Annotated in this window: 11 protein-coding genes; 8 read left to right on the top strand and 3 right to left on the bottom strand. The window is 60.2% G+C overall.

Going from position 1 to position 12,838, the window contains the following annotated elements:
• Positions 1–17 precede the first annotated feature (17 nt).
• The 7 genes from E0E41_RS03185 (at position 18) to E0E41_RS03155 (ending at position 9,707) form a co-directional block, all read left to right on the top strand.
• A complete protein-coding gene (locus E0E41_RS03185; RefSeq protein ID WP_130868689.1) occupies positions 18–1,322 on the top strand; it encodes a substrate-binding domain-containing protein in 1,305 nt (434 codons plus the stop codon).
• Between the two features lie 189 nt (positions 1,323–1,511).
• Positions 1,512–3,020 (top strand): sugar ABC transporter ATP-binding protein, encoded by a 1,509-nt coding sequence (locus E0E41_RS03180; RefSeq protein ID WP_130868688.1) that lies wholly within the window; start codon positions 1,512–1,514, stop codon positions 3,018–3,020.
• 15 nt (positions 3,021–3,035) lie between these two features.
• Positions 3,036–4,691 carry an ABC transporter permease subunit gene (locus E0E41_RS03175; protein ID WP_130868687.1) on the top strand — a complete coding sequence of 552 codons (1,656 nt, stop codon included), beginning with the start codon at positions 3,036–3,038 and terminating at the stop codon, positions 4,689–4,691.
• Between the two features lie 156 nt (positions 4,692–4,847).
• Entirely contained in the window at positions 4,848–6,134 is a 1,287-nt protein-coding gene (locus tag E0E41_RS03170; protein ID WP_130868686.1) for a galactokinase, read from the top strand.
• A gap of 37 nt (positions 6,135–6,171) precedes the next feature.
• Positions 6,172–7,164: a UDP-glucose 4-epimerase GalE gene (gene galE / locus E0E41_RS03165; protein WP_130868685.1), complete on the top strand. Its 993-nt coding sequence runs from the start codon at positions 6,172–6,174 to the stop codon at positions 7,162–7,164.
• A gap of 2 nt (positions 7,165–7,166) precedes the next feature.
• Positions 7,167–8,666: a UDP-glucose--hexose-1-phosphate uridylyltransferase gene (gene galT, locus E0E41_RS03160; RefSeq protein ID WP_130868684.1), complete on the top strand. Its 1,500-nt coding sequence runs from the start codon at positions 7,167–7,169 to the stop codon at positions 8,664–8,666.
• A gap of 3 nt (positions 8,667–8,669) precedes the next feature.
• Entirely contained in the window at positions 8,670–9,707 is a 1,038-nt protein-coding gene (locus tag E0E41_RS03155; RefSeq protein ID WP_130868683.1) for an aldose epimerase family protein, read from the top strand.
• Positions 9,708–9,800: 93 nt separating this feature from the next.
• Here E0E41_RS03155 and E0E41_RS03150 read toward each other — a convergent pair whose 3' ends face one another.
• The 3 genes from E0E41_RS03150 to E0E41_RS03140 form a co-directional block, all read right to left on the bottom strand.
• The gene (locus E0E41_RS03150; RefSeq protein WP_242623669.1) at positions 9,801–10,604 is read right to left on the bottom strand and encodes an IS3 family transposase; all 804 of its coding nucleotides are present in this window, start codon (positions 10,602–10,604) and stop codon (positions 9,801–9,803) included.
• 50 nt (positions 10,605–10,654) lie between these two features.
• A complete protein-coding gene (locus E0E41_RS03145; RefSeq protein ID WP_130868681.1) occupies positions 10,655–10,969 on the bottom strand; it encodes an imidazolonepropionase in 315 nt (104 codons plus the stop codon).
• Positions 10,970–11,083: 114 nt separating this feature from the next.
• Positions 11,084–11,773 carry a DUF6198 family protein gene (locus E0E41_RS03140; RefSeq protein ID WP_130868680.1) on the bottom strand — a complete coding sequence of 230 codons (690 nt, stop codon included), beginning with the start codon at positions 11,771–11,773 and terminating at the stop codon, positions 11,084–11,086.
• A 139-nt stretch (positions 11,774–11,912) separates the two neighbouring features.
• On the opposite strand from E0E41_RS03140, the gene E0E41_RS03135 reads away from it, so the two are divergent.
• Complete coding sequence (locus E0E41_RS03135) at positions 11,913–12,812, top strand: LysR family transcriptional regulator (RefSeq protein WP_130868679.1); 900 nt, start codon at positions 11,913–11,915, stop codon at positions 12,810–12,812.
• Positions 12,813–12,838: the final 26 nt, after the last annotated feature.

Genomic DNA, 12,838 nt, shown 5'->3' with positions numbered 1-12,838 from the left:
GAAAAAGGAGAATAGCTATGAAAAAGAAGGTACTTGCGTTAGCTCTTACTGCCGCGATGGCGTTCAGCCTGGCTGCTTGCGGCGGCGGTACCGGGGACACCCAGCAGAGTGCCAACCCCGATACCCAGGAGAGCGCTGCCGCCGGCGGCGAGACCGGAACGGTCGCCAACAAGGATAAGCCCCTGGTGTGGTTCAACCGTCAGCCCTCCAACAGCTCCACCGGCGAGCTGGACATGAACGCGCTTCAGTTCAATGACAAGACCTACTATGTGGGCTTCGATGCCAACCAGGGCGCCGAGCTGCAGGGCACCATGATCCTGGACTACATCACCGCTCACATTGATGAGATCGACCGCAACAAAGACGGTGTCATCGGCTACGTGCTGGCCATCGGCGACATCGGCCACAACGACTCCATCGCCCGTACCCGCGGCGTTCGCGCCGCTCTGGACACCGCTGTTGAGGTGGACGGCGCCATCGACAGCACCCCCGTGGGCACCAACATTGACGGCACCTCCACCTACGTGAAGGACGGCACCCTGGAGATCAACGGCAAGACCTACACCGTCCGTGAGCTGGCCTCTCAGGAGATGAAGAACTCCGCCGGCGCCACCTGGGATGCTGCCACCGCCGGCAATGCCATCACCACCTGGGCCTCCTCCTTCGGCGACCAGATCGACATCGTGGCCTCCAACAACGACGGCATGGGCATGGCCATGTTCAACGCCTGGTCTCAGGCCAACGGCGTTCCCACCTTCGGCTATGACGCCAACTCCGACGCTGTTGCCGCTATCGCCAACGGCTACGGCGGCACCATCAGCCAGCACGCCGACGTGCAGGCCTACCTGACCCTGCGTGTGCTGCGCAACGCGCTGGACGGCGTGGACATCGACAGCGGCATCGGCACCGCGGATGAGGCCGGCAATGTGCTGGGTGAGGACGTGTTCTACTATGACGAGGCCACCCGTTCCTACTACGCTCTGAACGTGGCTGTCACCGCTGAGAACTATGAGGAGTTCCTGGACTCCACCGTGACCTACGCTCCCGTCTCCAGCCAGCTGGACGCCACTGATCATCCCACCAAAAACGTGTGGCTGAACATCTACAACGCCGCTGATAACTTCCTGAGCGCTACTTATCAGCCCCTGCTGCAGAAGTACGACGACCTGCTGAACCTGAACGTTGAGTACATCGGCGGCGACGGCCAGACCGAGTCCAACATCACCAACCGCCTGGGCAACCCCAGCGCCTATGACGCCTTTGCCATCAACATGGTGAAGACCGACAACGCCGCTTCCTACACCGGCCTGCTGAGCCAGTAATGGAGCGGGGCCTCACTGAGGTCCGCTAAGAAATAACCGTATGCTATTAGGGAGAAGGAATTCTCCGTTGAGGAGGAGGAATTCTCTGATCGGGAGAAGGAATTCTCCCTAATAGCATTTATGATGAAAAATCCGGCAGAATCAGATTTTCGCTGAAACTGCTAATATGCATTAACGGGAGTAACTAGAATGGCAGACGCGAAAAATGATATTGTCCTGTCAATCCGCGGCATGAGCAAGTCCTTTGGCCGGAACCGGGTGCTGGACCACATCAATCTGGATGTGAAGCGGGGCACGGTCATGGGGCTGATGGGCGAAAATGGTGCCGGTAAGTCGACGATGATGAAGTGCCTGTTCGGCACTTACCAGAAGGACGAGGGGAAGATCTACTTAAACGGCAAGGAGATCAGCTTTTCCGGGCCCAAGGACGCCCTGGAAAACGGCATCGCCATGGTGCACCAGGAGCTGAACCAGTGCCTGGAGCGCAACGTGATCGACAACCTGTTCCTGGGTCGCTTTCCCACCAATTCCGTGGGCGTTGTTGACGAAGGCAGGATGAAAAAGAAAGCTTCCGAACTGTTCCGCAAGCTGGGTATGACGGTGAACCTGACCCAGCCCATGCGGAATATGTCCGTTTCCCAGCGGCAGATGTGTGAGATTGCCAAAGCAATTTCCTACAACTCTCAGGTGATCGTTCTGGATGAGCCCACTTCCTCCCTGACAGTGCAGGAAGTGAACAAGCTCTTTGAAATGATGCGGATGCTGAAGGAACAGGGCATCGCGCTCATTTACATTTCCCATAAGATGGATGAGATCTTTGAGATCTGCGACGAGATCTCGGTGCTCCGGGACGGCAATCTGGTCATGACCAAGAACGCCAAGGACACCAACATGAACGAACTGATTGCCGCCATGGTGGGCCGCTCTCTGGAGAGCCGGTTCCCGCCGGTGGACAATCAGCCGGGAGAGCCTATTCTGTCCATCCAGCACCTTTCCACCAAATACGCACCCCACCTGCAGGATATCAGCTTTGATGTAAGAGAAGGCGAGATCTTCGGCCTGTACGGCCTGGTGGGCGCCGGGCGTACCGAGCTGCTGGAGACCATCTTTGGCGTGCGTACCAGAGCGGCGGGACGTGTCTATTTTAAAAACCGGCTTATGAATTTCAGCAGCGCCAAGGAGGCCATAGAGCACGGTTTTGCCATGATCACTGAGGAGCGCAAGGCCAACGGCCTGTTCCTCAAATGTGATTTGACCTTTAATACCACCATCGCCAATCTGGAGCAGTATAAGGCCGGCGTGGCCCTGTCCACGCCCAAGATGGTCAAGGCCACCAACAAGGAGATCAAGGTCATGCACACCAAGTGCATGGGTCCCGATGATATGATCACCAGCCTGTCCGGCGGCAACCAGCAGAAGGTCATTTTCGGCAAATGGCTGGAGCGGGAGCCCCAGGTCTTTATGATGGATGAGCCCACCCGCGGCATCGACGTGGGCGCCAAGTACGAGATCTACGAGCTGATCATCCAGATGGCCAAGCAGGGCAAGACGGTCATCGTCGTCTCCTCCGAGATGCCTGAGATTCTGGGCATCACCAATCGCATCGGCGTCATGTCCAACGGGCATCTCTCCGGCATCGTGAACACCAAAGAGACCAATCAGGAAGAGCTTTTGCGGCTTAGCGCAAAATACCTGTAGTAGGAGAAAACGCTTATGGTAGCAGATAACACGAAAATTCTTACGGCTGAGCAGGAAGCAAAGCTGCTCCAGCCCATCGATGAATATGTCGGCGGCATCCAGGAAAAGATCAATGCCCTGCGTGCCGACGGTACCGACAAGGTCATCGAGATCCAGAACACCATTGACGGCCTGAAGCGGGACCGGATCTACACCCAGCAGGAAAAGGAGGCCCGGATCACCGAGCTCAGGAGTGCGCTGGAGAAGGCCAAGGCGGTGGAGGCCAAGAACAAGGACGAAGTGGCCAAGCTGATTGCCGACGCCGAAAACTATCTGAAGGCTCACTACGACACCGAGTACTATCAGGCGGTGGTGGCCAGCTGCAAAGAGGAGAAGGTCGTCGCGGAGCAGAACTACCGCGCGTCGATGGAGAGCCTCACCAAAGAGCACCAGGAGACGGTGTCCAAGCTGAGCGATCCCCACGAGATCAAGGACGAGAAGTACGTCCACAAGAACCGCCTCTTCGACGCCAAGATGCAGCGGGCCAAGAACCTGCAGGAGGTGAAGGACCGGCAGCACGCCGCCTTTGATCACAAGTATCACCTCATCGACCTGCTGCGCATGTCCAAGTTCACCTTCGGTGAGTCCATGGCCCAGAAGTGGGAGAACTACAAGTACACCTTCAACCGCCGGGACTTCCTGCTGAAGAACGGCCTGTACATTGCCATCATCATCATCTTCATTGCCCTGTGCATCATCACCCCCGTGGTGAAGAACATGCCGCTGCTGACGGTGAACAACGTGCTGAATATCCTGCAGCAGGCGTCCCCGAGAATGTTCCTGGCTCTGGGCGTGGCAGGCCTGATCCTGCTGGCCGGTACCGACCTGTCCATCGGACGTATGGTGGGCATGGGCATGACGGCGGCCACCATCATCATGCACCAGGGCATCAATACCGGCTCTGTGTTCGGCCATATCTTTGATTTCACCGGCGTGCCGGTCATCGGCCGGGTATTCCTGGCTCTGGTGGTGTGCATCGTGCTGTGCACCATCTTCACCACCATTGCCGGCTTCTTTACGGCAAAGTTCAAGATGCACCCCTTCATTTCCACCATGGCCAACATGCTGGTGATCTTCGGCCTGGTGACCTATTCCACCAAGGGCGTCTCCTTCGGCGCCATTGATTCCACTATCCCCAATATGATCATTCCCAGAATCAACAACTTCCCCACCATCATCCTGTGGGCGGTGGCGGCGGTCGTCGTTGTGTGGTTCATCTGGAACAAGACCACCTTCGGCAAGAACCTGTACGCCGTGGGCGGCAACCCGGAAGCGGCCTCCGTCTCCGGTATCTCCGTGTTCTGGGTCACCGTGGGCGCCTTCATCATGGCGGGCATCCTGTACGGCTTCGGCTCCTGGCTGGAGTGCCTGCGTATGTTCGGTTCCGGCTCTGCCGCTTACGGACAGGGCTGGGAGATGGACGCCATCGCGGCCTGCGTGGTAGGCGGTATCTCCTTCACCGGCGGCATCGGCAAGATCTCCGGCGTGGTAGTGGGCGTGTTCATCTTCACTGCCCTGACCTACTCCCTGACCACTCTGGGCATCGACACCAACCTGCAGTTCGTGTTCTCCGGCATCATCATTCTGGTTGCCGTTATGCTGGACTGCCTGAAGTACGTGCAGAAGAAGTAAACATTACCTTCATGAAGCGGGAAGCCGCTGCAAGGCAAACGCGGAGTACCCGCCTGCTTTGCAGCGGCTTTTGTTTGACTGAACGGGAAAAAGCGTGTATGCTTTGCATTGAAAAGGATCCCGGCCTGCCGGGATAAAAAAGGGGAGAGGATAACCATGCAAAAACTGGGCGCTGTGCGCCGTGCGCTGGACGGCGGAGAGCTGGACGGAGCGTTGTCTCGTCTGATGAGCGGAGGTCCCGCTGCCAACCGCCAGCGGGTAACGGTGCTGCTGGACCACTTTCAGCAGACATTCGGAGCAGGTGAGGACACCGCTGTGGCGCTGTGCTCCGCCCCCGGCCGCACCGAGATCTGCGGCAACCACACCGACCATCAGCACGGCCGGGTGCTGGCGGGGGCGGTAGACCTGGACTTTCTGGCCTGTGCGGCCCCCAACGGCACCAATACCATCCGGTTCCAGTCCCACGGCTGGCCCATGGTGGAGGTGGTCCTGGACACCCTGGAGCCGAAGGAAGGGGAGAAGGAGAGTACTGCCGCCCTGGTGCGGGGCATGGCGGCCCAGGCCGTTCAGCGGGGCTACCCGGTGGCCGGCTTCGACGTGTATGCCATGTCCGATGTGCTGCCCGGCTCCGGCCTGTCCTCCTCGGCAGCCTGTGAGGTGTTGCTGGGTGTGATCGAAAACCATCTGTTCTGCCGGGGTGAGCTGGACCCGGTGACCATCGCCCAGATGGGCCAGCGGGCGGAGAACGTGTACTTCGGCAAGCCCAGCGGCCTGATGGACCAGACCGCCTCCTCTGTGGGCGGCGCGGTGGCCATCGACTTTGCCGACCCCGCCGCGCCTGTGGTGAGGACGGTGGCGGTGGACCTGGACAGCCTGGGCTACGCCCTGTGCATCATCGACTCGGGGGCCAGCCACGCGGATCTGACAGGTGAGTATGCGGCCGTTCCCCAGGAGATGGGGGCGGTAGCCGCCTTCTTCGGCAAGCGTGTGCTGCATGAGGTGACAGAGGCCGACGTGCTCCGTGATCTGCCCCGGCTGCGGCAGGCGGTGGGGGACCGGGCGGTGCTCCGCGCCCTCCACTTCTTTGCGGATGACAAGCGGGTGGAAGGTGAGGCCGACGCCCTGGCGAGAGGGGATATGGACACCTTCCTGTCTCTGGTGAACGAGTCCGGCCGCTCCTCCTGGGAGCTGCTTCAGGACATTACCCCCATCGGCGCAGTGAAGGAACAGGCCATGGCGGTGGCTTTGGCCGTGGCGGAGCGGGCCCTGGGCGGCCGGGGCGCCTGCCGGGTCCATGGCGGCGGATTTGCCGGCACCATCCAGGCATTTGTGCCCCTGGACCTGCTGCCGGAGTTCCGGAAGCAGGTGGAGGCCGCCCTGGGGGAGGGCAGCTGTCATGTGCTGCGGATCCGCCCTGTGGGCGGCACGGTCCTCTGCCCCTGAAGGACCAACAGCTTGATGGGAAAGGAGCGCATCTGAAATGGCAATTCTGGTATTGGGCGGAGCCGGATACATCGGCTCCCACACGGTGTATGAACTGATCGACGCGGGCCGTGAGGTGGTGGTGGCAGACAATCTGCAGACCGGCTTCCGGGCCGCCGTCCACCCCAAGGCCAAGTTCTATCAGCTGGATATCCGGGACCGGGGCGCCCTGGATACCCTGTTCCAGGCGGAAAAGATCGACGGCGTTATCCACTTCGCCGCCTCCTCCCAGGTGGGGGAATCCATGTCCGACCCCCTGAAGTACTATGACAACAACCTCTACGGCACCATGGTGCTCCTCCAGTCCATGGTGGCCCACGGGGTGGATAAGATCGTGTTCTCCTCCACCGCCGCCACCTACGGGGAGCCCGAGCGGGTGCCCATCCTAGAGGATGACAAGACCATCCCCACCAACTGCTACGGCCAGACCAAGCTGGCCATGGAGCACATGATGGGCTGGGTGTCCCGGGCCCACGGACTGAAATATGTGGCCCTGCGGTACTTCAACGCCTGCGGCGCCCACGTTTCGGGAAAGATCGGTGAGGCCCACGACCCGGAGACCCACCTGATCCCCATTATCCTCCAGGTGCCGCTGGGCCAGCGGGGGGCAGTCAGCGTGTTCGGTAACGACTACCCCACCAAGGACGGCACCTGCATCCGGGATTACATCCACGTCACCGATCTGGCCCAGGCCCATATCCTGGCCCTGGACTACCTGATGAAGGGCGGGGAGAACAACGTGTTCAACCTGGGCAACGGCGTGGGCTTCACCGTCAACGAGGTCATCGAGGTGGCCCGGGAGGTGACCGGCCACCCCATCCCCGCCAATATGGCCCCCCGGCGGGCGGGGGATCCTGCCCAGCTCATCGCCTCCTCGGAGAAGGCGGTGAAGGTGCTGGGGTGGAAGCCCAGGTACAACGACCTGTCCACCATCGTGGCCACCGCCTGGGCCTGGCACAAGGACCACCCCCACGGCTTTGAGGAGGGCTGACCATGGAACGAGATCAGGCTATCGCCAAACTGATATCCTATGCGCTGGATAAGGAGCTGATCCAGCCGTCAGAGCAGCTGTGGGCGGTGAACGCCCTGCTGCAGGCGCTGGAGCTGGATGGCTGTGCGCTGCCCGAGGAGCTGCCCCCGATGGGGGAGGGAGAGCTGTCCGCTGTGCTGGACGCCCTGCTGGATGACGCCGCGGAGCGGGGCGTGCTGGCGGAGGACACCATCACCTACCGGGATCTGCTGGACACCAAGCTGATGGGGGCCCTCACCCCCCGGCCCGCCCAGGTGATCGAAAAGTTCCAGGCCCTGTACCGGGAGAGCCCCAAGGCAGCCACCGACTGGTACTATAAATTCAGCCAAGATACCAACTATATCCGCCGGGACCGGATCGCCCGGGATGTGCAGTGGAAGACCATGACGGAGTACGGGGAGCTGGACATCACCATCAACTTGTCCAAGCCGGAGAAGGACCCCAAGGCCATCGCCGCCGCCCGGAACCTGCCCGCCTCCGCCTATCCCCGGTGCCAGCTGTGCGCCGAGAACGAGGGGTATGCCGGCCGGGTGAACCACCCCGCCCGGCAGAACCACCGCATCGTCCCCATCACTATCAACGGTTCCCCCTGGTTTTTGCAGTACTCCCCCTATGTGTACTACAACGAGCACTGCATCTGCCTGAACAAGGTCCACACCCCCATGAAGATCGACCGGGCCTGCTTCGGCAAGCTGCTGGACTTTGTGGGCCAGTTCCCCCACTACTTTGTTGGCTCCAACGCCGACCTGCCCATCGTGGGCGGCTCCATCCTGGCCCATGACCACTTCCAGGGCGGCCGGTACACCTTCGCCATGGCCAAGGCCCCGGTGGAGACCCCCTTCACCTTCCCCGGCTATGAGGATGTGAAGTCGGGCATCGTCAAGTGGCCCATGTCGGTGGTGCGGCTGACCTGTGCCGATCCGGCCCGGCTCATCGACCTGGCCGACAGGATCCTGCTGAGCTGGCGGGGCTACACCGACCGGGACGCCATGATTCTGGCGGAGACCGACGGGGAGCCCCACAACACCATCACCCCCATCGCCCGGCGGCGGGGGGAGGACTATGAGCTGGATCTGGTGCTGCGCAACAATCTGACTACGCCGGAGCATCCCCTGGGCCTGTACCATCCCCACGCCGAGCTCCATCACATCAAGAAAGAGAACATCGGCCTCATCGAGGTCATGGGCCTGGCGGTGCTGCCCGCCCGGCTGAAGGCGGAACTGGCGGCGGTGGCCGACAAGCTGGTAAAGGGAGAGGACCTGAGAGCCGATCCTCTGACGGCAGCCCACGCCGATTGGGCGGAGGGCTTCCGGGGCAAGTACAGCCTGACGGCGGACAACGCCCTGGAGACGGTGTATCACGAGACCGGCCTGGTATTCGCCAAGGTGCTGGAGCACGCCGGCGTATACGCCCGCACCCCGGCGGGGCAGGAGGCTTTCCTCCGGTTCTTAAGGCAGGTGTAACAGATGGCAGAACTGACCTGGCAGCCCTTCGGGCTGACCGCCGACCGTCGGGAGGTGGAGCTGTGGACCCTCCGGGCGGGCCGGTATGCCGCTCAGGTGCTCACCTACGGCGGCGTTCTGCGCTCCTTTACCGTCCCAGCCTCCGAGGGGAGCCGGGACATCGTTCTGGGGTGCGAGACCCTGGAGCAGTATGAGACCCAGGACAAGTACCTGGGGGCCTTGGTGGGTCGGGTGGCCAACCGGATCGGCGGGGCTTCCTTTGACCTGAATGGGAAGACCTATCCCTTGGCGGCCAACAACGGGCCCAACTGCCTCCACGGCGGCATCCGCGGCTTCAACCAGGCGGTGTGGGAGGCCGGGGAGGAGAACGGCGCCCTGGTGCTCTCCCATACGAGCCCCGACGGGGAGGAGGGATTCCCCGGCACTCTGAAGGCACGGGTGACCTATACCCTCACCGCCGACGGGGTGCTCACCCTGGACTACCGGGCGGAGAGCGATGCCGACACCCTCTGCAATCTGACCAACCACAGTTACTTCAATCTGCTGGGTCACGCCCACGGCTCCCTGGAGGGCCAACGGATCCAGGTGTGGGCGGACGCCATCACCGAGACCGATGCAGACAGCACCCCCACCGGGGTACTGCTGCCGGTGGACGGCACCCCCTTTGACCTGCGCCGGCCGGTGGAGTTCCTCCAGGGCCTGGCCATGGAGCACCCCCAATTGGCTCTGGGCAACGGCTACGACCACAACTTCGTCCTGAGCCGTCAGCCCCGGTCCCCCATGCGGCTGGCCGCCCGGGTCACCGGCGGCGGGCTGTGCCTGGAGTGCTACACCACCCAGCCCGGCCTCCAGCTGTATACCGCCAATTATCTGGACGGCACCCCCGGCAAGGGTGGCGCCGCCTACGGCCCCCGGTCGGCCTTCTGCCTGGAGACCCAGGCCTGGCCGGACGCCATTCATCACGCCGCTTTCCCATCCGTCGTGCTGCGGGCGGGGGAGAGCTATCACCACACCACGGCCTACCGGGTAACGGCCGTGTGACCGAAAGACAGGGAAGCGCCCCGGTCCATCCTCTGAACTGCCCCAGATTGTGCGGACAGTACAAAAAAGAGCCCTGGTAGGAAATATGAAGTTTTAGGAGGAGAGGCGTCGCGCAAGCGGCGCCTCTCCAGTTTTCAACTGGATGCGCTCATGGTTGTAAAAATGGATGTAACGGTCAATCATCTCGTTAGCCTCAGAGAAAGAGGCAGGTTTGTGTCGGTAAATACATTCTGTTTTGAGGATAGAGAAAAAAATCTCTGCCATGGCATTGTCATAAGGGTTTCCGCATCTTGACATAGACGGCGTAATGCCGTATGTTTGAGTCAGCTCAAAATATGCTTGTGAGGCGTACTGAGCACCCTGGTCGCTGTGGAGCTGCAACTCTGCAGCGACCCTCTTTTTCTCTCGCTTCATGGCCAGACGAATCGTGTCCAGAACCAGATTCACAGTTTGTTCTGTCCCGGTTTTGTAAGCTACAATGCTATTGTCATAGAGGTCCCGGATCATGGACAGGTACAGTACGCCCTGGTTGGTGTGGATATAGGAGATGTCCGTTACCCATTTGCTGTTGGGCTTGTCCGCATAAAACTGCCGGTTGAGCAGATTTTTGTACCTGTGAACCTGCTGCCCCATTTGCTGCCATTTCCTGCGGCGGCGGATTTCAGACAGCAGATCGTACTTTTTCATAATTCGCAGCACAGCTTTGGGATTACAGACACTATTCTGACTTTTCAGCCATATCCACATCCGCCGGTATCCGTAGGTACGCAAGGTGCGTTCCCGCTGCCGTGCAAGCATTTCCGCAAGAGTGGCATCCTTTTCTGGTCTGCCCAGGCGATGGACAAAGGCGTAGTAGCCGCTTCTGGATACTCCAAAAAATTTACACATGACTGCCACTGGATGCTCGGTTCTGTGACGATATATGACATGGTATTTTACCCTTGCCCTCACTTCCTTCCTGTGAAGCACAGAAAATCCCGCAGCAGCTTATTCTCCATACGAAGCCGCTGGATTTCATAGGCCTGCTCTGACACAATGTCTCTTGGTGCGGCGCCTTTCCTCGGCCGTCCTTTGGGCCGCGGGAGAATGCCGGCTTCCAATTTGCGTTCTTTTCTTCGCTCACGCTTAAGCAGCCTTTTTACCACCTGCTTATCCTGAAAGCCGTAGTATTCTGCAACTTCCCGCTGGGTTTTCCCCTCTGCTATCATTGCCTTGATTTCAGGCAGAAGTACTTGAACGTGTGTGTAATTCCGTTTTCCCATGACAAGACCCCCTGATGTAGTCTATTTTCCTACATCAGGGGGTCTTTTGTCACTGTCCGTTTTTACTGGACCTGTTCACTCCAAGGATGGACCGGGGCGCTTTCATTTTATCATTCAGGAAAACCTGCACACGTTGGTCTCTCCGGAGCGGCGGTGGTAGGTATCAAAGACAAAGTGCCGGTCCAGCCGGCTGCCCATGATGCCGATGACCTTGCCCATGGTCAGAGCGGCCAGCACCGTGCCGATCCCGATCCCCTTCAGATGACCCAGGAACAGGAAGGTCAGGGCGGCCGTTACGATGAGGCAGATGGCGTCAAAGGAAATCTTGATCTTGGGATAGCTGACTTTGGTGATCTGCGCCAGCTCCCGGGGAAACAGGTCGGTGGGGACGATGGGCAGCCCGCAGCGGTTGGAGAGGGCGATGCCGAAGCAGATCAGCAGATAGCTGACAATGAAATAGACCACGCGCCAGCCCGGTTCCGTGGGCAGAGCGCCGATCCACAGCTCGTGCAGGTCCAGCAGCTCGCTGAATACAAAGCCCACGGCAAAGCTGAACAGATAGGACAGCACGAACCGCCGGCGCAGTATCATAAGGGTCAGGATCAGCGCCGCCTGGAAGAGATAGGTCCAGGTACCCAGGGTGAGGAGGGGAAATACCTCCGAAAAGGCGTAGGGAACACTGGAAATGGCGGAGATGCCCGCGCCGGAGTACAGCATCAGCACGACGCCGAAGGAGTTGGTGAGCACCGCGATGGCCAACGCCAGTTCGCCGCGAAACAGCGGCAGCTTATCTTTCTGTTCCACAGAATGTTCCTCCCAGTATCATCAGATCCAACCTATTATAGCTGTTTGATATTCATATGTATAATTCATAATTTAAATAAAACAATAGATTTTATCTATTGAATGCGGTATGATATCCCTGAAAGACAGGAGGGAGAGCATGAATCTGGACTACCTGCGCTATTTTGTCAGACTGGCGGAGACGCGCCATTACACCAAGGCCGCCGAGCAGCTCTGCATCACCCAGCCCAGCCTGAGTCACGCCATCCGGCTGCTGGAGGCGGAGCTGGGGGTGCCGTTGTTTGAAAAGACAGGGCGCAACACGGAACTGACCCGCTTCGGGGCGGAATTTCTGGATTGCGCCCGGCGGACACTGGCCACGCTGGATCAGGGAGTGGCATCCCTCCGGCGCAGTGCCCAGGGGGAGGGGCTGATCCGCCTGGGCTTTCTGCGGGTTCTGGGGACCGACTATGTCCCAAGGCTGGCAGCCCGTTTTCTGGCGGCCAATCCGGATAAAAACATCCGCTTTACGTTCCATACCGACCGGACCCAGGGCCTGTTGGACGGCCTGCTGAACCAGAACTACGACCTGGTGATGTGCTCAAAGCCCGCGCCGGAGCTCCATCTGACTGCCGTCCCGGTGACAAAGCAGGATCTGGTGCTGATCGTTCCGAAGGGGCACCCGCTGTCGTCGGCCCGCAGCGTGGATCTGGCGGAGGCGCTGCCCTATCCCCAGGTCTACTTTGCCAAGGGTTCCGGCCTGCGGGAGGTGGTGGACGGCTTGTTTGCAGCTGCCGGCGGCACACCCCGGATCGCCTGTGAGACAGAGGAGGATCAGGTCATTGCGGGCCTGGTAGCCCAGGGCTTCGGCATCGCCGTGGTCCCCTATATGGATCTGCTGCTCAAACTGGATCTGGCCATTCTGCAGATCAGTGCGCCGCCCTACAAGCGGGAATTCTTCCTGGTCCATAATGACCGGGTGTTTTTGCCGCCGGCTGCCCGGGATTTCCGGCAGTTCGTGCTGGACAGCGGACGCCAACAGCGGAAAATCCCGGAATAAAGATAAAAAGCGCGCCGCAAGCGATA

The sequence above is a fragment of the Intestinimonas massiliensis (ex Afouda et al. 2020) genome, from assembly GCF_900626285.1.
In the GTDB taxonomy this organism is placed as follows: Bacteria; Bacillota; Clostridia; order Oscillospirales; family Oscillospiraceae; genus Flavonifractor; species Flavonifractor massiliensis_A.
This window is presented reverse-complemented; position numbering and strand designations above follow the sequence as displayed.